This is a genomic window from Achromobacter insolitus (genome assembly GCF_002209555.1).
Taxonomy (GTDB): Bacteria; Pseudomonadota; Gammaproteobacteria; order Burkholderiales; family Burkholderiaceae_B; genus Achromobacter; species Achromobacter insolitus.
On record NZ_NJIF01000009.1, the window covers coordinates 186,653 to 203,844 of the forward strand.

20 protein-coding genes are annotated in these 17,192 nt (G+C 65.9%); 13 read left to right on the forward strand and 7 right to left on the reverse strand.

The window, feature by feature from the left end; genetic code table 11:
• Positions 1-25 precede the first annotated feature (25 nt).
• Positions 26-1,363, reverse strand: a complete 1,338-nt coding sequence (gene rsmB, locus CEY08_RS23960; protein ID WP_076816625.1) for a 16S rRNA (cytosine(967)-C(5))-methyltransferase RsmB — start codon at positions 1,361-1,363, stop codon at positions 26-28.
• Between the two features lie 93 nt (positions 1,364-1,456).
• Between rsmB and CEY08_RS23965 the strand changes: the two genes are divergently transcribed.
• From CEY08_RS23965 to rimO, 3 genes are all read left to right on the forward strand, one after another.
• Positions 1,457-2,095 (forward strand): LysE family translocator, encoded by a 639-nt coding sequence (locus CEY08_RS23965; protein WP_063960169.1) that lies wholly within the window; start codon positions 1,457-1,459, stop codon positions 2,093-2,095.
• Between the two features lie 187 nt (positions 2,096-2,282).
• On the forward strand, positions 2,283-2,543 hold the full coding sequence (locus tag CEY08_RS23970) for a helix-turn-helix domain-containing protein (protein WP_042796137.1): 261 nt from the start codon (positions 2,283-2,285) through the stop codon (positions 2,541-2,543).
• Positions 2,544-2,721: 178 nt separating this feature from the next.
• Positions 2,722-4,059: a 30S ribosomal protein S12 methylthiotransferase RimO gene (gene rimO / locus CEY08_RS23975; RefSeq protein ID WP_042797516.1), complete on the forward strand. Its 1,338-nt coding sequence runs from the start codon at positions 2,722-2,724 to the stop codon at positions 4,057-4,059.
• Positions 4,060-4,075: 16 nt separating this feature from the next.
• On the opposite strand, the gene CEY08_RS23980 is transcribed toward rimO, so the two are convergent.
• Positions 4,076-4,393, reverse strand: coding sequence for a DMT family transporter (locus CEY08_RS23980; protein WP_042796135.1), 318 nt, complete (start codon positions 4,391-4,393; stop codon positions 4,076-4,078).
• 81 nt (positions 4,394-4,474) lie between these two features.
• On the opposite strand from CEY08_RS23980, the gene CEY08_RS23985 reads away from it, so the two are divergent.
• Positions 4,475-4,876, forward strand: a complete 402-nt coding sequence (locus CEY08_RS23985) for a winged helix-turn-helix transcriptional regulator (protein WP_076816628.1) — start codon at positions 4,475-4,477, stop codon at positions 4,874-4,876.
• On the opposite strand, the gene CEY08_RS23990 is transcribed toward CEY08_RS23985, so the two are convergent.
• Positions 4,873-5,433, reverse strand: coding sequence for a ferritin-like domain-containing protein (locus CEY08_RS23990; protein WP_076816630.1), 561 nt, complete (start codon positions 5,431-5,433; stop codon positions 4,873-4,875). The two genes, CEY08_RS23985 and CEY08_RS23990, sit on opposite strands and share 4 nt — an antisense overlap.
• Positions 5,434-5,651: 218 nt before the next feature.
• Here CEY08_RS23990 and CEY08_RS23995 point away from each other — a divergent pair, with 218 nt between their 5' ends.
• The 4 genes from CEY08_RS23995 to CEY08_RS24010 are packed head-to-tail and all read left to right on the forward strand — an operon-like array spanning position 5,652 to position 8,124.
• The gene (locus CEY08_RS23995; RefSeq protein WP_042796132.1) at positions 5,652-6,239 is read left to right on the forward strand and encodes an LOG family protein; all 588 of its coding nucleotides are present in this window, start codon (positions 5,652-5,654) and stop codon (positions 6,237-6,239) included.
• 37 nt (positions 6,240-6,276) lie between these two features.
• Entirely contained in the window at positions 6,277-6,843 is a 567-nt protein-coding gene (locus CEY08_RS24000) for a hypothetical protein (RefSeq protein ID WP_042796131.1), read from the forward strand.
• Between the two features lie 11 nt (positions 6,844-6,854).
• Complete coding sequence (locus CEY08_RS24005; protein WP_042796130.1) at positions 6,855-7,481, forward strand: HAD hydrolase-like protein; 627 nt, start codon at positions 6,855-6,857, stop codon at positions 7,479-7,481.
• 16 nt (positions 7,482-7,497) lie between these two features.
• Positions 7,498-8,124 carry a pyridoxamine 5'-phosphate oxidase family protein gene (locus CEY08_RS24010; RefSeq protein WP_076816632.1) on the forward strand — a complete coding sequence of 209 codons (627 nt, stop codon included), beginning with the start codon at positions 7,498-7,500 and terminating at the stop codon, positions 8,122-8,124.
• A 35-nt stretch (positions 8,125-8,159) separates the two neighbouring features.
• On the opposite strand, the gene fmt is transcribed toward CEY08_RS24010, so the two are convergent.
• On the reverse strand, positions 8,160-9,101 hold the full coding sequence (gene fmt / locus CEY08_RS24015; protein ID WP_063959576.1) for a methionyl-tRNA formyltransferase: 942 nt from the start codon (positions 9,099-9,101) through the stop codon (positions 8,160-8,162).
• Between the two features lie 156 nt (positions 9,102-9,257).
• Positions 9,258-9,770: a peptide deformylase gene (gene def / locus CEY08_RS24020; RefSeq protein WP_006389914.1), complete on the reverse strand. Its 513-nt coding sequence runs from the start codon at positions 9,768-9,770 to the stop codon at positions 9,258-9,260.
• Positions 9,771-9,983: 213 nt separating this feature from the next.
• Between def and dprA the strand changes: the two genes are divergently transcribed.
• From dprA to CEY08_RS24035, 3 genes are all read left to right on the forward strand, one after another.
• The gene (dprA, locus tag CEY08_RS24025; protein ID WP_063641402.1) at positions 9,984-11,093 is read left to right on the forward strand and encodes a DNA-processing protein DprA; all 1,110 of its coding nucleotides are present in this window, start codon (positions 9,984-9,986) and stop codon (positions 11,091-11,093) included.
• A 127-nt stretch (positions 11,094-11,220) separates the two neighbouring features.
• A complete protein-coding gene (locus CEY08_RS24030) occupies positions 11,221-12,129 on the forward strand; it encodes a hydroxymethylglutaryl-CoA lyase (protein WP_042796127.1) in 909 nt (302 codons plus the stop codon).
• A gap of 8 nt (positions 12,130-12,137) precedes the next feature.
• The gene (locus CEY08_RS24035) at positions 12,138-12,611 is read left to right on the forward strand and encodes a membrane protein (protein WP_042797515.1); all 474 of its coding nucleotides are present in this window, start codon (positions 12,138-12,140) and stop codon (positions 12,609-12,611) included.
• A gap of 57 nt (positions 12,612-12,668) precedes the next feature.
• Here the strand turns inward: CEY08_RS24035 and CEY08_RS24040 are convergent, their stop codons facing one another.
• Positions 12,669-13,685, reverse strand: coding sequence for an amino acid ABC transporter substrate-binding protein (locus CEY08_RS24040; RefSeq protein ID WP_042796126.1), 1,017 nt, complete (start codon positions 13,683-13,685; stop codon positions 12,669-12,671).
• 193 nt (positions 13,686-13,878) lie between these two features.
• The gene (locus CEY08_RS24045; protein ID WP_063641404.1) at positions 13,879-15,120 is read right to left on the reverse strand and encodes an aminotransferase-like domain-containing protein; all 1,242 of its coding nucleotides are present in this window, start codon (positions 15,118-15,120) and stop codon (positions 13,879-13,881) included.
• A gap of 199 nt (positions 15,121-15,319) precedes the next feature.
• On the opposite strand from CEY08_RS24045, the gene CEY08_RS24050 reads away from it, so the two are divergent.
• Both CEY08_RS24050 and CEY08_RS24055 read left to right on the forward strand, forming a co-directional pair.
• Positions 15,320-16,039: a YggS family pyridoxal phosphate-dependent enzyme gene (locus CEY08_RS24050; RefSeq protein ID WP_076816635.1), complete on the forward strand. Its 720-nt coding sequence runs from the start codon at positions 15,320-15,322 to the stop codon at positions 16,037-16,039.
• Positions 16,040-16,168: 129 nt separating this feature from the next.
• The gene (locus CEY08_RS24055) at positions 16,169-17,137 is read left to right on the forward strand and encodes a Bug family tripartite tricarboxylate transporter substrate binding protein (RefSeq protein ID WP_076816637.1); all 969 of its coding nucleotides are present in this window, start codon (positions 16,169-16,171) and stop codon (positions 17,135-17,137) included.
• Positions 17,138-17,192 lie beyond the last annotated feature (55 nt).

Consider the following 17,192-nt stretch of genomic DNA (forward strand, 5'->3'; position numbering starts at 1 on the left):
ACGTCATGCCCCTATTCTTGGCGATTCAGGACTGCTTGGCAAACAAGGCATAGAAAAACCCGTCATGCTGGGCCGCGGGTGTTGCATCGACAGCAACGGGGAGCAACTGGCCGGGCGCATCCAGCCGCAGCGCCTCGGGGTGCCGCTGCATGAACTCCAGTGCCTGGCGGGTTCCCTCGATAGGGAAGATCGAGCAGGTCACGTAGAGTAGCCGCCCCCCGGGCGCCACGGTGCGCCAGAGCGCATCCAGGATCCTGGCCTGCAGGGTGGCCGTGCGACGCACGTCGTTCTCGCGCCGCAGCCAGCGGATGTCCGGATGGCGCCGCACGATGCCCGACGCCGTGCAGGGCACATCCGCCAACACGGCATCAAACGGCTTGCCGTCCCACCAGGCGTCCAGATCGGCGGCATCAGCCGCTTTCAACTGGACACGGTTGCTTGCCAGGCCCAGCCGGTCCAGGTTCTGCCCGACGCGGTCCAGCCGGCTGGCGTCGGCGTCCAGGGCCAGCAGGTCGATATCGGCCAGCTCCAGCAGATGTGCGGTCTTGCCGCCCGGCGCCGAGCAGGCATCCAGCACGCGCATGCCATCCGCGGGCGCCAGCAATTCGGCCGCCAGCTGCGCGCCGGCGTCCTGCACCGACCACCAGCCTTCGGCGAAACCGGGCAATTGCGTCACCGGCTTGGGGGTGGCCAGCACCAGGCCGGCCTGTCCGACGGCTTCGGCGGCAAGGCCGGCAGCCTGGAAGGCCGCCAGTACCTGCTCGCGGCTGGCGCGGCGCCGGTTGACGCGCAAGGTCAGCGGAGCGGGCAGATTGGCCGCAGCCAGGATCTCGCGCCATTGCTGCGGGTAGGCCACGCTGAGCTGCTTGACCCACCAGCCAGGGTGATTCCATTGGGCCTCAGGGCTGTCGGCAACGGCGGCCCCCAGGGCCGCGCGCTCCCGCAGGAAACGGCGCAGGCAGGCGTTGAGCATGCCTTTATAGGAAGCCAGGGCACGGGTGCGGGACGCGGCGGTCACCGCCTGATCCACCACCGTGTGCGCAGCGTAGACCGGCATGCCCGGCAGGGCCGAGGCGGCCTCGCCCTCTTCCTTCAACAGGGTCAGCGATACCAGCAGCAAGGATTCGAACAGCACGCTGGGATAGCGCTGCACCATCTCGCGGCCTACGGCGTCGGCCCAGCCCAGGTAGCGCATGGCATGGAACGACAAGGCCTGCGTGGCGGGCCGCAGGGACGACTCCACGTCGGCCAGCGCGTCCGTCAGCGAACGGCCGTCCAGCACGCCTTCGACCACCTCCGCGCTGGAAAGCAGGACGGAAGACAGCGGAGGGGCCAGATTGGGGGAGTCGGGACGGGTGGACATGATGCGAATTCAGGAGATAAGACCGCTATGGTAGCCGGACCTGGACGAACGGCGGCCGTCGCGGCACACTGGCCCCAGCCACGGAGCCACCCAATGACCCTTGCCACCCTGCTGCTGTTCATCCTGGCCTCGGCCGTCACCATCATCACCCCGGGCCCCACCGTCCTGCTCGCGATGAGCAATGGGTCGCGTCATGGCGTGCGCGCTGCCTGCTGGGGCATGGGCGGCGCGGTGCTGGCCGACCTGGTCCTGATCGGCGCGGTCGCTTCAGGCCTGGGCGTAGTGCTGGCGGCGTCCGAAATCGCCTTCCAGCTCATCAAATGGGTGGGCGCGGCCTACCTCGCCTACCTGGGCTGGAAGATGCTGCGCTCGGACGCGGCGCTGGTCATGCCGGCCGCGCAAGCGGAAACCCGGCGCCCCGCCGGCCTGGCGTTGGGCCTGCGCAGCTTCGCGGTGGCCCTGACCAACCCGAAGGCGCTGCTGTTCATGTCCGCCTTCCTGCCCCAGTTCATCAATCCGGCCGCGCCGCTGCTTGCGCAGTACGCCGTGCTGGCCAGCGTCATGGCGCTGATGAATGTCGCCGTGATGCTGGCCTACGCGACGCTGGGCGCGCAAATGGTGCGCGCCTTCCAGGGCGCCGGCCTGCGCTGGCTGAACCGAGTGTGCGGCGGCCTGCTGATCGGACTGGCGGGAACGCTGGCGCTATACCGGCGCAGTACGCCGCTCTCTTGAACTTTGGCGTGCAGGGCAGAAAGCATTCCACGGCCCGTCAAGCCACCGGCAGTTCCCATTCCGCATGGACTCCCGCCCTCGGGACTACGGCAATGCCGTATAATTCAAAATTCGCCTACGCCGCCATCACGGCGCAACGCCCTGAACCCGGGACATCACACAGGCGCCACCCGACTTTTGAAGATCCATGAAGAATGCAGCCCCGACTGCGTCCAGCGCACCGTGGCAGGCGTCGCACATCAGCGAAGCACGCAGCCGCGTGGGCCTGCCGCAAACAGATTTCGCTGAACTGCTGGGGGTGAGCGTACGCACCCTGCAGGATTGGGAGCAAGGGCGGCGCACCCCCTCGGGCGCGGCGAAAACCCTGCTGCAAGTAGCCATGTTGCATCCCGAGACCCTGCGAGAGCTGCCCCCGTGGCCCGCCAACGAACACGCTGAACCTATTTGAGGCCCGCCCCCGGGCCTCGCTTAACACGAACAACACATCCGCCGCGCCACCTGCTCGCCGCGCGATTTTTTGGTGAACTACATTGGAAATCCTCGAAACTTCCCGGCCTGGCAAGGGCCCCGGCAAGGCCAACAACGCTGACGCGAACGCGTCCGCCACCTCCGCCCTGGCCGACACCATCGCCGCCGCCAACGCCGACGGCCGAACCCCACGGGTGGGATTCGTTTCCCTGGGATGTCCCAAGGCCCTGGTCGACTCCGAACGCATCCTGACCCAACTGCGCACCGAAGGGTACGTCGTCACGCCCGAGTACAACGACGCGGACGTGGTCGTCGTCAATACCTGTGGTTTCATCGACAGCGCCAAGGCGGAATCGCTGGAAGCCATTGGCGAAGCCCTCGCCGAGAACGGCAAGGTCATCGTGACCGGGTGCATGGGCGTCGAGGAATCGGTGATCCGCGACGTGCACCCCAGCGTGCTGGCGGTGACCGGCCCGCAACAATACGAAGAAGTGGTGCGAGCCGTGCATCAGGCCGCGCCCCCCAAGAAGGACCACAATCCGTATCTGGACCTGGTGCCGCCGCAAGGCATCAAGCTCACGCCGCGCCACTATGCCTATCTGAAGATCTCGGAAGGCTGTAATCACCGCTGCAGCTTCTGCATCATCCCCTCCATGCGCGGCGACCTCGTCAGCCGGCCGGTGGGCGACGTGCTGAGCGAAGCCGAGCGCCTCGTCAAGGCTGGCGTGAAGGAACTGCTGGTGATCTCGCAGGACACCAGCGCCTATGGCGTGGACGTCAAGTACCGCAGCGGTTTCTGGAATGGCCGTCCGGTGAAGACGCGCATGACCGAACTCTGTACGGCCTTGTCCGATATGGGCGTCTGGACACGCCTGCATTACGTGTATCCGTATCCCCACGTGGACGAGGTGATTCCACTGATGGCCGAGGGCAAGATCCTGCCCTACCTGGACATCCCGTTCCAGCACGCCAGCCCGCGCATCCTGAAGGCCATGAAGCGCCCGGCCTTCGAGGACAAGACCCTGGCCCGCATCAAGCGCTGGCGCGAAATCTGCCCGGACCTGACGATACGCTCGACCTTTATCGTTGGCTTCCCCGGCGAGACCGAGGAAGACTTCCAGTACCTGCTGGACTGGATGCAGGAAGCGCAACTGGACCGTGTGGGCTGTTTCCAATATTCGCCGGTGGAAGGCGCGCCCGCGAACCTGCTGGACAATCCCGTGCCGGACGAAGTCAAGCAAGATCGCTGGGAACGCTTCATGGAGCTGCAGCAATCGATCTCCACCGCGCGCCTGGAAAAGAAAGTGGGCCGCGAGATCGACGTGCTGATCGACGAAGTGGACGAAGATGGCGCCGTGGGCCGCAGCAGCGCTGACGCGCCCGAGATCGACGGCTGCGTCTATGTCAGTTCGGACAAGCCGCTGAAGGCGGGCGATCTGGTGCGCGCCCGCGTCACCGATTCCGACGAGTACGACCTCTGGGCCGACACGATCTGAACTCGGTCCCCGGGGCTCAGGCTTCCAGCAGTTTGAGCCCCGCCACCCCGCCCACGATCATCGCGATGCAAAGCAGGCGCGCGGCCGATGGCGAATCCCCGAACAGCATGATCCCCAGCACGGTGATGCCCACGGACCCGATACCCGTCCAGATGGCATAGGCCGTGCCCGCGGGCAGCTGCTTCATGGCCAACGTAAGCAGGAATACGCTGCCGAGCGCGGCGGCAATGCCGATCACGCTGGGCCAGAAACGCGTCCACCCGTCCGCGTACTTCAATGCCAGCGCCATCACGATTTCCACCGCGCTCGCGGCGACCAGAATCAACCAGGCCATCACGGCCTCCTGCCAGGATTAGGGAACGGCTAGCTTAGAGACTATAGTTACCAAAGAACAAGTACGCACCTTTTGGTAACCATGAAAAAGCCCTCGATATCCCCGTCCGCAGGCGACGTCTTCGACGCATCATGCCCGTCGCGGCGCGCGCTGGAATTGATCGCCGGGAAATGGGTGCCGCTGATCCTGCCCGCGCTGGAGCAAGGTCCCCTGCGCAACAGCGAGCTGCTGCGCAGGCTGGATGGAATTTCGCAAAAGGTCATGACGCAGACGCTCAGGGAGCTGGAGCGCCATGGCCTGGTGCTGCGCGAGGACCTGGGCACCGTGCCGCCGCATGTGAGCTACCGGCTGAGCGAGCTGGGCCAGTCCCTGAACGTGGCCTTGATCGCATTGGACCGCTGGGCCGAAGCGCATCATGCGGCGCTCGACGCGGCGGCGCGCCACCACGACGCGCGCGCCGCGGCAGCGCAGCGCGCGCGCTAACGCTTGGCCAGGAAGTCCGACATGTCGTCGGCGTGCTCTTCTTCCACGGCCAAGATGTCTTCCAGCAGGCGGCGCGTGGTGGAGTCCTGCTCACCGATGTATTCGATCATCTGGCGATAGCTATCGATGGCGATACGCTCGGCGATCAGGTTTTCCTTGATCATGTCCTCCAGCGACGTTCCTTCGACGTACTCGGAGTGGCTGCGCTCCAGCAGGCCCTTGGGCGACAGATTGGGCTCGCCGCCCAGCTGCACGATGCGTTCCGACAGCCTGTCGGCATGATCCTGTTCCTGCGTGGCATGTTCCGCGAATTCCGCGGCCACGGGCTCGGCGTTCAGTCCGCGCGCCATGAAGTAATGGCGCTTGTAGCGCAGCACACAGACGATCTCGGTGGCCAAGGCCTCGTTCAGCAGCTTCAGCACGGTCTGGCGGTCGGCGCGATAAGTGTCGGTCACGGCGCCGGACTCGATGTCCTTGCGCGCCTTGGCGCGTATCGCCTTGACGTCCATCTCGAACGGGCGGCCGGCCTGTTGGGGGGTACGGGTTGCTTGTTCCATATCGTGGCTCCTCTTGGTTAAGTGAAAGCACTGCGACACTGGATTTCCAGTCTCTCCGAACAACCCAGTCTACCGATCGTGGCGGAACATGCTGTGTCCAAACATTGCCTCCGGCCCTAAATTGAGGTGGCCAAAACGGTTTTCGAACCTTGCGTAAACTATGGGCTTCCCAAAACCCGTGACGCAATCTGTAACGGGATAGGCATCACCCAATATCTATGACTCTGAAGAACATCTGCGTGTATTGCGGCTCGAACCCGGGCGCCCGGCCGGACTACATCGAACAGGCCCGCGTGCTGGCCCGGGAACTGGTGCGGCGCGATCTGGGATTGGTGTATGGCGGTTCGGTCGTAGGCATCATGGGCGTGGTGGCCAATGAGGTGCTGGCTGGCGGCGGCCGCGTGATCGGCGTGATCCCCGAGCTGCTGATGAAGAAAGAGCAGGCGCACCGTGGCCTGACCGAACTGCACCTGGTGCAGAACATGCACGAGCGCAAGGCCATGATGATGGAAAAGGCCGACGGATTCATCGCGTTGCCGGGCGGCGCGGGCACCCTGGAAGAGTTCTTCGAAGTCTGGACCTGGGCGCAACTGAATATGCACCAGAAACCCTGCGGCCTGCTGAACATCGCCGGCTACTACGATGCGCTGGTCCAGTTCGTGGACCACGCGGTCGAGGAAGAATTCATCCGCCCCCAGCATCGCGATATGCTGGTCGTGGAGGAGGATCCCGCCTTGCTGCTGGACCGCTACGCCATGTACGAACCGCCCAATGTCTCGAAATGGTTCGAACAGATCAAGGCCTGACGCCCTCCCCTAACCAGACCCCAACGGAAGCCCCGCAATGTCTACCCATGCGTTGACTCCCGCGAGCACCGAGTCCGTACTGCGCGACTACTTTCACGCCAAGGACGAGAACCGCCCGCACTACATGGCCCGTGCGTTCGCCCCGGATGCGGTGCTGAAGATGGCCTTGCGCACGCAGGCCATCGCTTTTCCGCCCGAGTCCCATGGCCTGGCCGCAATAACCGACACGCTGGTGCGCAAGTTCGGCCAGACCTACGACAACGTCTACACGTTCTACCTGGCGCGCCCCGAGGCGGGATCCCGGCTGCCCACCTACCAGTGCGACTGGATCGTGGGCATGACGGAAAAGGCCACCGGCAATGTGCGCGTGGGCTGTGGCCGCTACGACTGGGAGTTCCAGGCGGAGCCCTATCGCGCCACTCATCTCGTCATCACCATCGAGACCATGGTGTCATTGCCCGCCCACGACATGGAAGCGGTGTTCGGCTGGCTGCTGGGGCTGGACTATCCCTGGACCAACGCCGCCCGCGTCGTGTCCAGCGCGCCGCCGCTCGAGGCGCTGGCGCCCGTTGTCCACTATCTGCTGCATCCCAACGGCATCTAGAGATCCGCGATTTGAAATACGACATTGCCGCTTTCGACTTCGATGGAACCTTGGCGGACACCATGCCCTGGTTCAACTCCATCCTGAACACCGTCGCCGACAAGTACGGTTTCCGCAAGATCGACGCGTCGGAACGCGACCAGCTGCGCCATCGCGATGCCGCCGAGATCCTCAAATTCCTGGGCATACCGCTGTGGAAGCTGCCAGCCATCATGGCCCACGTGCGCACGCTGATGCAGGAAATCGATCCCAGCGTGCATATGTTCGACGGCATTCCGGACGCGCTGGCGCGCCTGAAGGGCGCCGGGCTGCGCCTGGCGGTGGTCAGCTCGAATTCCATCGAAAACGTGCAACGCGTGCTGGGCCCGGAAACCGCCGCCCTGTTCGACGACTACGAATGCGGCACCGATCTATTCGGCAAGTCCGCCAAGATCGACCGCCTGCTCAAGCAGCACGGTACCGCCCCTGAACGCTTCCTGCTGGTAGGCGATGAAATGCGCGACATCGACGCCGCCCGCAAGGCCGGCGTGCGCGTCGGCTCCGTCGCCTGGGGCTACAACCATGTCGAGGCCCTGCGCGGGCGCGGCCCCGATGAACTCTTTCTGACCGTTGCCGACCTGCCAGCCGCGCTGGCCTGAACCTGGAACCCGAGCCATGCACATTGATCCCGCCCATCTGGTCACCGACGCAGACGCCCTGCAAGCGCTGTATGGCGCCTCAGGCGAAGCCTCTCTCAAGAAGGAAGTGGATCACGTGCATCCGCACTACCGCGCCTTCATCGAAGCCGCGCCGTTCGCCGTGCTGGCAACCGCGGGGCCCGACGGACTGGACGCCTCGCCACGCGGCGACCCCGCCGGCTTCGTGGTGGTCGAGGACGACAAGACGCTGCTGCTGCCGGACCGCCGCGGCAACAACCGCATCGACAGCCTGCGCAACGTCCTGGCGGATCCGCGAGTCGCTCTGCTGTTCCTGGTACCCGGCGTGGGCGAGACCTTGCGGGTCAACGGCGCGGCGCGGATCAGCGTCGACCCCGCGCTTCTGGCGCGCTTCGAAATGGACGGCAAGCTGCCGCGGTCGGTGCTGATCGTGGACGTGCACACGGTGTATTTCCAATGCTCGCGAGCCTTGCTGCGCTCCAAGCTGTGGGACCCCGCAACGCAGGTGCCGCGCGACGCACTGCCCAGCGTCGGCCGCATCCTGTCGGACCTGACGGCGGGCACGTTCGACGGCGTCACCTACGACCGCGAACTGCCCGCTCGCGTGGCCAGCACCCTGTATTGAAATCGGGCCCCGGAGCCGCCCGGCTCCGGCATCGTTCAGGCGGGCTGCCAGCCGCGCGCAAACACGTCCACCGGCTGGCGCTTGCCGCCAGCCTTCTGCAGTTCCAGCAGGCGCAGCACGCCGTTGCCCGTAGCGATATCGATGCCTGAGGCATCGGCCCGCAAGACGCTGCCGGGCTCGGCCGAGGTGGCCTGGTCCAGCGCCTGCGCGCGCCAGACCTTTACCGGATCAGCCAGGCCGGGCAGACGGATGCTCGCGCCCGGCACGGGATTGAAAGCGCGCACGCGGCGGGCCAGCAACTCGGCCGGCTGGGTGCAATCCAGCGCCCCTTCCGCCTTGTCGAGCTTGGCCGCATAGGTGACACCGGCCTCGGGCTGCTTGCGCGGCGTCAGGCCGCCCTGCGACAGGGCGGCCAATGCTTCGACGATGGCCTCGCCGCCGGCAACCGCCAGCATGTCATGCAATTCGGCCGCAGTGGTGTCGCCTGCTATGGGCACGACGCGTTCCAGCAGCATGTCGCCCGTATCCAGGCCTTGGTCCATCTGCATGATGGTCACGCCAGTCTGCGCGTCGCCAGCCTCGATGGCGCGCTGGATGGGCGCGGCGCCGCGCCAGCGCGGCAGCAGGCTGGCATGGATATTCAGGCACCCCAGGCGCGGCAGGTCCAGCACCCATTGCGGCAGTATCAGGCCATAGGCGGCCACCACCATGACATCGGGTGCCACGCGCTGCAGCAGGGCCTGGGCCTCGCTGGCCTCTTCGGGATAGCGGCCGTCCAGGCGCAGGCTGCGCGGCTGGGCGACCTCGATACCCGCTTCCAGCGCCGCCTGCTTGACGGGACTGGGCGTCAGTTTCAACCCGCGGCCGGCCGGGCGGTCGGGCTGGGTCATCACCAAGGGAATTTCATGGCCGGCGGCGCGCAAGGCGTCGAAGGCGATACGGGCGAATTCCGGCGTGCCGGCAAAGACTAGGCGCATGGGATGGAGAACAAAGAATGGAACAGATGTTCAAAGAAGGGCTTTCCCGCAGCCAGGGACACTGACCGATCCGGGGCGCCGCGGATCCGGCTTCGCCGGTCCGCCAGCGCGGCCCCCTTGAAGGGGCCCGCGCAGCGGGTTGGAGGGATGGGCCCCCTATGCGCGCAGCGCTTCGCGCTCGGCTTTCTTCAGCTTGGTCTTGATGCGGTTCTGCTTCAGGTTGGACAGGTATTCCACGAACACCTTGCCTTCCAGATGGTCCAGTTCGTGCTGCACGCACACGGCCAGCAGCCCGTCGGCGTCGAATTCGAACGGTTTGCCGTCGATATCCAGCGCCTTGCAGCGGATGCGGGATGCACGCTCGACTTCGTCGTAGATGCCAGGCACCGACAGGCACCCTTCTTCGTAGATTTTGTAGTCGTCGCTGCGCCAGGTGATCTCGGGATTGATCAACACGAGTAGCTGATTGCTTTCCTCGGAGACGTCGATCACGACGACACGCTCGTGCACGTCGACCTGGGTCGCGGCCAGGCCTACACCCGGAGCGTCATACATGGTTTCGGCCATGTCGCGCACCAGTTGACGGATGCGGTCGTCGACCTCGGCGACCGGCTTGGCCTTTTTATGCAGGCGCGGGTCCGGGTAGCGGAGAATAGGAAGTAAAGCCATTGCGGGGGAATTGCCGGTAGTCAGGTTTACATAAGAGTTTAATTCATTAGACTCTTGATTTCTAATAGTTTTCGGCTAATTTCGGGATTGGCGGCATTGCGCAGACCCGCGTATTCCTGCCCTCCTGAGGCGCAAATCAGTCCCCCCGGCCCGGCGCCCGCGCGCCCCGCATGCGACACTCTCGCCCCATCGACGCTCTTACGCGCCCGCCCCATGCCGCTTACGCAATCCCCTTCTGAACTCGCCGCCTGGCTGCGCCTGTCCCTGGAGCCGAATATCGGTTCCGCCACCGCTTGCACGCTGCTGGGTGCCCTGGGCCTGCCGGAACAGATCTACGCGCAGCGCGCCACGGCACTGTCGCGTCATCTGCCCGAGGCGCTGGCGCGGCAGCTGGCCGCGCCCATGCCGCCAGAGATGGCTGAGCAGGTCGAGCGCGCGCTGGAATGGGCGGCTGCGCCGGGACGGCACGTCCTGACGCTGGCGGACCCGACGTATCCGCAAAGCCTGCTGACCATTGCCGATCCGCCCATCCTGCTCTATGTCGCGGGCGATCCGGCATTCCTGCAGGGACCGTCGCTTGCCGTGGTGGGCGCGCGCAACGCCACCCCTGGCGGCCAGGAGAACGCCCGGGCCTTTGCACGGCATCTGGCCGGGCACGGCTGGCGTGTCGTCAGCGGCCTGGCCCTGGGCATCGACGGCGCGGCCCATGAAGGCGCGCTGGACGCCGGCCCCGAAGGCGCCGGCACCGTGGCGGTCATGGGCACCGGCATCGACAGGATTTACCCCGCCCGCCACCGCGACCTGGCGCACCGCATTACCGCGCACGGCGCGCTGGTATCGGAACTACCGCTGGGCACCGGCGCGCTGCCGCAGCACTTTCCGAAGCGCAACCGCATCGTGGCGGGGCTGGCGCGCGGCGTGCTGGTAGTGGAAGCCGCCCGCCAGAGCGGATCGCTGATCACCGCCCGCCTAGCCGCCGAAGGCGGGCGCGAGGTCTTCGCCATTCCCGGATCCATACATTCGCCGCTATCGCGCGGCTGCCACGCCCTGATCCGCCAGGGCGCGAAGCTGGTCGAAACCGCCCGCGACATCACGGACGAACTGGGCGGCAACCCGACTCCCGCCACACGCGCCCAACCCGCTGCCGCCCCCTTGCCTGACCACCCCGTGCTCGATGCGCTGGGCTACGATCCGCTGCACCTGGACGCGGTCCAGGCGCGCAGCGGGATGGACACCGCCAGCCTGCAGGCGCAACTAGTCGAACTGGAGCTGCAAGGCCGTATCGTCCGGTTGGACGACGGCCGGTACCAACGCCTGAATTAGGGGACTCTCCCAAGGCCATTGGCCTTTGCCGATCCCGCAAACAGCGTCTGCCCTATGGCGCTAATATTGTGCAGATTGCGTCGCCGCATTGCCGTGGCGCGCTTCCCATCCCGAGACAGGAATAGACATGGCTTTGCCCTCCCGCGTGAAGATCGTCGAGGTGTCGCCCCGCGATGGCCTGCAGAACGAAAAGGAATTCGTGCCCACCGACATCAAGGTGGAACTGGTCAACCGCCTGGCCGCCGCGGGCTTTCCCAACGTGGAAGCCGCCTCGTTCGTGTCGCCCAAATGGGTGCCCCAAATGGCCGACGGCGCCGAAGTCATGGCGCGCATCGACCGCCGCCCCGGCACCATCTATTCCGTGTTGACACCCAACATGAAGGGCTTCGAGGGCGCGCTGACCGCCGGCGCCGACGAGATCGTGATCTTCGGCGCCGCCAGCGAGGCTTTCTCGCAGAAGAACATCAACTGTTCCATCGCCGAATCGATCGCCCGCTTTGAACCCGTGGTGCAAGCCGCGCGGGCGGCCGGCATCCGCGTGCGCGGCAGCATCAGCTGCGCGCTGGGCTGCCCCTACCAGGGTGAAGTGCCGGTGGAAGCGGTGGTGGACGTGGCGCAGCGCTACCTGGCGATGCAGGTGGATGAAATCGACGTGGCCGACACCATCGGCGTGGGCACGCCCAAGCGCGTGCGCGAAGTCATGACGGCAGTAACCCGAGTCGCTGATCCGGCGCGCATCTCCGGCCATTTCCACGACACCTACGGACAGGCTCTGGCCAATATCCTGGCGGCGCTGGAAACCGGCATCTCGATTTTCCACACCTCGGTGGCCGGCCTGGGCGGCTGCCCCTATGCCAAGGGCGCCACCGGCAACGTCGCTACCGAAGACGTGCTGTATATGCTGCGCGGCCTGGACATCGATACCGGCGTGGACTTCGACGCCGTGGTCGACATCGGCCAGTGGATGTCGGCTCACCTGAACCGCAAGGGTTCCAGCCGCGCCGGCAACGCCATTGCCGCCAAACGGGCGGCATGACGGACCGCATGAGCGCTTCCGCCAGCACGCCCTCCGCCGAGGACCACGCGGCGCTGCTGCGGGCCATCGGCCCCCTGCCCTTGTCGGGCCAGGCCTGGCCCGACTGGGTCCGCATCCTGACGTGGGTCATTCTGGCGGTACTCGGCGTGCAGGTGGTCACCACGGCCATCCGCGCGCCCTCGCAACCCTTCGATACACTCTTGGCCGCCGTGGTGGCGGTGTGCTTCCTTGGGCTGCTCTTCGTGTCGTGGCACATGCAGACGTCCATCACCACCATCGACGAACGCGGCCTGCGCCAAACCTGGTTCACGCGCCGCGAGGTCGCCTGGGAAGACGTGCGCTACGCGCGCTTTGTTCCTATGCTGTTTTCCAAGCGGCTGGTGGTGTTCACGCATCGCGGCCGGCCGATGATCTTCCAGGGCGGCACGCGGGAATTGCGCGCCGCCTTCGTGAAGATCGCCGAACTCTACCGGCGCGGGTAAAGCCTCCGGGGCTACACGCAGGGCAATCGATGCCCAGCGCGCGCAGCCCCCTCACCATTACCGTATCGGCAACGCGTACATCAGGCCGCCCTGCGTCCATTGCGCATTCAGGCCGCGCTTGATCTTCAGGGGACTGCCCTGGCCGACGTTGCGCTCGAAGCTCTCACCGTAGTTGCCCACCTGCTTGACGATGTTATAGGCCCACTTCTCGTCCAGTCCCAGGTTGGCGCCGCTGCCGGGCGTGACGCCCAGGATGCGCTTGATGTTGGGGTTGGCGCTCTTGGTCTGTTCATCCACATTGACGGACGACACGCCGTATTCCTCGGCCTCGATCATGGCCGACAGCGACCAGCGCACGATGTTCAACCAGGCGTCGTCGCCCTGCCGCACGAACGGACCCAGCGGCTCCTTGGAGATGATCTCGGGCAGCACCACGTAGTCGTCGGGGTTCTGCAGCTTGGAGATGCGGATCGAGGCCAGGCCCGATGCGTCCGTGCTGAACACGTCGCAACGGCCGGCGGCGAAGGCGTTGACCACTTCGTTGAAGGTCTCGATCACGACGGGCTTGTAGCTCACGTTGTTGGCGCGCGCCCAATCGGCAAGCGTATTTTCGTTGGACGTGCCGGTTTGCAGGCAGATGGTGGCGCCGTTGATTTCCTTGGCGCTCTTTACGCCCAGGGACTTCGGCACCAGGAATCCCTGGCCGTCATAGAAGTTGATGCCGGCGTGGATGATGCCCAAGGCGGTGTCGCGCTGCTGCGTAACGGTGGTGTTGCGCGTCAATACGTCCACCTCACCGGATTGCAGGGCGGTAAAGCGCTGCTGCGAGTTCAGCGGCACTACCTTGATCTTGTTGGCGTCGCCGAACACCGCGGCGGCGATGGCGCGGCACAGGTCCACATCCAGCCCCTGCCACTTGCCTTGCGCGTCGGGCGCGGAAAAGCCCGCGAAGCCCGTGGTCGTGCCGCAAGCCACCGCGCCGCGCTGGCGCACCACGTCCAGCGTGGCCGCCTGCGCGCCCTGCGCCGCAGCCGCCAACAACGCCGCGCCGATCAACCCTTTTGCAATGTTCATGACCTCGTTTCCTGTTCTGCTTTGCGGGCGCCATAACGCGCCGAGGCAAGAAGCTTATAGACATGAAGCGCCCAAACCAAATAACAAGCGCTTATTTAGGTATGCGCGTCCCTGCGCGCCAGCGCGGGGACGGACAGGCAAGAAAGCATAGCAACAGGCAAGACGGCGGCGGATGCGCGCCGTCAAGCCGGGTTCAGGCCGCCAGCGAGATCGATACCGGCTCGTTGGCTTCGCAGGCGTCCAGCGCGCGGCCCAATCGCACCATGCCCTGGGCGATCTGGCTTTCGTTCATGGTGGCGAACGACATGCGCATGGCATGCAGGTCTGCCTGCGCCGCGTCCGCATAGAACGCCTTGCCCGGTACGTAGACGACCTCGTGCTCGATGGCATAGGGCAACAGGCGCGTGGCATCGATCTCGCCGGTCAGGCGAGCCCAGAAGAACATGCCGCCTTCGGGCTTGCTGAAGGTGACGCGGCCATTGAGTTCGCGGGCCAGCGATTCAGCCATGGCGTCGCAACGCAGGCCGTAGGCAGCACGGATGCGCGGCACGTGTTCGCCGTAGCGGCCGTTGGCCAGGTACTGGGCCACGACCTCCTGGATCCAGGCGGACGAAGCCATGTCGTCGGCCGCCTTGGCGCTGACACAGCGGCGGCGGACTTCGGGCGGAGCCACCAGCCAGCCGATGCGCAACGCCGGCGCCATCGTCTTGGACATGCTTGCCAGGTACACGGCCCAATGGCGGGCCTCGCCTTGCGCCAGCGCAGCGATCGGCGGAACCGCCTCGCCTGCAAAACGCAGCTCGCTGTAGGGATCGTCCTCGACGATCAGGAAACGATGCTTGACTGCCAGTTCCAACAGCCGCAAGCGGCGCTCGCGCGTGAGGGTCGCGCCGCAGGGGTTGGAGAACGAGGCGACGACGCAGACCATCTTGGGCTTGATGCGGCCGGCCAGTTCATCCAACGCGTCCACGTCGATGCCCTCGGGGCCGGATTGCACCGTATGCACGGTTGCGCCGGTGTAGCGCAGCGCCTGCACGGAATTGGGAAACGCGGGCGACTCGATGATTGCGTGGTCCCCGGGCTGCAACATGACGCGGGTCAGGAGCGCCAGAGCCTGCTGCGAACCGCCGGTCACGACCAGCTCGGTATCGGCATTGCAGATAAGACCGCGCTCGGCGGACAGGCGCGCCAGTTCGTGGCGCAGGCTGGCCTGGCCGTCGATATTGGAGTACTGCAAGCATGCGCCCAGGCGGGCCAGGACCTGGGTGCTTGCAACCGACAGTCCTTCCACGTCGAACAGTTCCTGGGCGGGATAGCCGCCCGCCAGCGAAATGGTGCCCGGCCGCATGGCATACGGCATGAGCGATCGGATGGGGGAAGCGGGGGGATTCAGGAAAGGCGTGGCAAAAGCGTATTCAGGCGCTGCGGTGGACATGGCGGGAGACTATGGAAGTGGGAAACCGTGTCGCCCGCTGGGGCGGCGCCGGACGGCATAGAACATTGAAATATAAACAAATATCCTCAAATTCTAAGCCTGCCGATTGCACAGGGTCAACGATGCGCCCGGGCGTTGTGGCTAAACGATCCGGCACAGTCCTACACTATGGGACATCCCGTATCTACCCGAGAGCTGAATGACCGCTGTAGACACCATGGCCGGGCGCCTTGCCCAGATCCAGCAACGCATCGCCAGCGCCTGCGAGCGCGCCGGGCGCAGCCCTGACAGCGTGACGCTGCTGCCCGTCAGCAAGACGTTCGGCGAAGACGCCATCCGCGAAGCCATGGCGCTGGGGCTGACCCGCTACGGCGAAAACAAGACGCAGGAAATCCGCCAGAAAGCCACGGCCCTGGCCGGCCTGGGCCTGCAATGGGTGCTGATCGGCCATCTGCAGACCAACAAAGCTCGCGACGCCGCGCGCGACGCTGCCGAGGTCCAGTCACTGGACCGCGTGGAGCTCGCCGAAGCCCTGCATCGCCGCCTAACGAACGAAGGCCGGACCCTGGACGTGCTGGTGCAGGTAAAGACCTCGCCCGAGCCCAGCAAGTACGGCATGGATCCGGCCGACGTTGCCGGCTTTCTGCGCCGCGTCGCCACCGATTTCCCGACGCTGCGCGTGCAAGGCCTGATGACGTTGGCCGTGAATTCACCCGACCCCGCCGAAGTGCGCGCGTGCTTCCGCGCCCTGCGCGAGTTGCGCGACCGCCTGCGCCAGGAGAACCTGCCCGGCGTATCGCTGGACCGCCTGTCCATGGGAATGAGCGGAGATTTCGAGCTGGCCATCGAAGAAGGGTCGACCGAGGTGCGCATAGGCTCGGCGATTTTCGGGGCTCGCCACTACCCCGATCCGCAATAAGCCGCTGAAAACAGGGCACAAAACATCCGCCGATTGCCGGGGACGCAAGGCATAATATCGGCGCATAACAGGCCCCCCGCACGCCCTGCGGCGGCGGCCCATACTCAATTCCGCACTTGGAGACACCCCATGCACAAGCACGCGAAGCGCCTGTTGGCGCTAGCCGCCCTGTCCCTGGCAGCCGGCACCGCCGCCGCCCAATCCTGGCCCGCCCAGCCGATCCGCTGGATCGTGCCCTACCCGGCCGGCGGCGGCACCGATGTCGTGGCACGCACGGTGGCAAGCGGCCTGGAAAAGCCGCTGGGCCAGACCATCGTGGTCGAAAACCGGCCCGGCGCGGCGACCATCATCGGCGCCACCGCCATCGCTCAGGCCGAGGCCAACGGTTACATGGTCGGCACGGCCGACTCGGGCACGCTGGCCTTCAACCCGTCGCTGTACGCCAAGCTGTCCTACGATCCGTCCAAGTTCACCTACATCGGCGGCATCGCCAAGTTCCCGCTGCTGCTGGCCGTGAACGTCAACTCGCCGTTCAAGACGGTGGACGACGTGCTCCAGGCCGCCAAGAAAGAGCCGGGCAAGTTGTCGGCGGCCTCCGCCGGCGCGGGCTCGCCGCATCATCTGGCGCTGGAACTGTTCAAGCAGCGCACCAACGCCAACGTGCTGCACGTGCCCTACAAGGGCGCGGCTCCCGCCGTCCAGGACCTGCTGGGCGGACAGGTGGACCTGATGTTCATCGACCTGGCATCGGGCCTGCCCAACGTCAAGGCGGGCAAGCTGCGCGTCCTGGCCGCGGCCACCCCGGAACGCGTCGCCGCGCTGCCGGACGTGCCCACCATGGCCGAGCAAGGCGTGCCCAACTTCACCGCCTATGCCTGGCAAGGCCTGGTCGGCCCAGCCGGCCTGCCGGAGCCCGTCGTCAAGAAGCTGGCCACCGACCTGGAAGCCACGCTGAAGTCGCCCGCCGTTTCGCAGAAGATCCTGGACATGGGCGTCATCCCGATGCCGCTGTCCTCGCAGGAATTCAAGGCCTACGCCGAACAGGAACGCGCCGCCTGGGCGGACGTGATCAAGAAGGCCGGCATCAAGCTGGAGTAATCCTTCCAGCCGTGCCCCAACAAAAAACCGCGGCCATCGCTGGCCGCGGTTTTTT

What these genes read in the sequence shown, in the direction of transcription:
- rsmB (WP_076816625.1), bottom strand. Translation starts at nt 1,363, where the DNA reads ATGTCCACCCGTCCCGACTCCCCCAATCTGGCCCCTCCGCTGTCTTCC.
- CEY08_RS23965 (WP_063960169.1), top strand. Translation starts at nt 1,457, where the DNA reads ATGACCCTTGCCACCCTGCTGCTGTTCATCCTGGCCTCGGCCGTCACC.
- CEY08_RS23970 (WP_042796137.1), top strand. Translation starts at nt 2,283, where the DNA reads ATGAAGAATGCAGCCCCGACTGCGTCCAGCGCACCGTGGCAGGCGTCG.
- CEY08_RS23980 (WP_042796135.1), bottom strand. Translation starts at nt 4,393, where the DNA reads ATGGCCTGGTTGATTCTGGTCGCCGCGAGCGCGGTGGAAATCGTGATG.
- CEY08_RS23985 (WP_076816628.1), top strand. Translation starts at nt 4,475, where the DNA reads ATGAAAAAGCCCTCGATATCCCCGTCCGCAGGCGACGTCTTCGACGCA.
- CEY08_RS23990 (WP_076816630.1), bottom strand. Translation starts at nt 5,433, where the DNA reads ATGGAACAAGCAACCCGTACCCCCCAACAGGCCGGCCGCCCGTTCGAG.
- CEY08_RS23995 (WP_042796132.1), top strand. Translation starts at nt 5,652, where the DNA reads ATGACTCTGAAGAACATCTGCGTGTATTGCGGCTCGAACCCGGGCGCC.
- CEY08_RS24000 (WP_042796131.1), top strand. Translation starts at nt 6,277, where the DNA reads ATGTCTACCCATGCGTTGACTCCCGCGAGCACCGAGTCCGTACTGCGC.
- CEY08_RS24010 (WP_076816632.1), top strand. Translation starts at nt 7,498, where the DNA reads ATGCACATTGATCCCGCCCATCTGGTCACCGACGCAGACGCCCTGCAA.
- fmt (WP_063959576.1), bottom strand. Translation starts at nt 9,101, where the DNA reads ATGCGCCTAGTCTTTGCCGGCACGCCGGAATTCGCCCGTATCGCCTTC.
- def (WP_006389914.1), bottom strand. Translation starts at nt 9,770, where the DNA reads ATGGCTTTACTTCCTATTCTCCGCTACCCGGACCCGCGCCTGCATAAA.
- dprA (WP_063641402.1), top strand. Translation starts at nt 9,984, where the DNA reads ATGCCGCTTACGCAATCCCCTTCTGAACTCGCCGCCTGGCTGCGCCTG.
- CEY08_RS24030 (WP_042796127.1), top strand. Translation starts at nt 11,221, where the DNA reads ATGGCTTTGCCCTCCCGCGTGAAGATCGTCGAGGTGTCGCCCCGCGAT.
- CEY08_RS24035 (WP_042797515.1), top strand. Translation starts at nt 12,138, where the DNA reads ATGAGCGCTTCCGCCAGCACGCCCTCCGCCGAGGACCACGCGGCGCTG.
- CEY08_RS24040 (WP_042796126.1), bottom strand. Translation starts at nt 13,685, where the DNA reads ATGAACATTGCAAAAGGGTTGATCGGCGCGGCGTTGTTGGCGGCTGCG.
- CEY08_RS24045 (WP_063641404.1), bottom strand. Translation starts at nt 15,120, where the DNA reads ATGTCCACCGCAGCGCCTGAATACGCTTTTGCCACGCCTTTCCTGAAT.
- CEY08_RS24050 (WP_076816635.1), top strand. Translation starts at nt 15,320, where the DNA reads ATGACCGCTGTAGACACCATGGCCGGGCGCCTTGCCCAGATCCAGCAA.
- CEY08_RS24055 (WP_076816637.1), top strand. Translation starts at nt 16,169, where the DNA reads ATGCACAAGCACGCGAAGCGCCTGTTGGCGCTAGCCGCCCTGTCCCTG.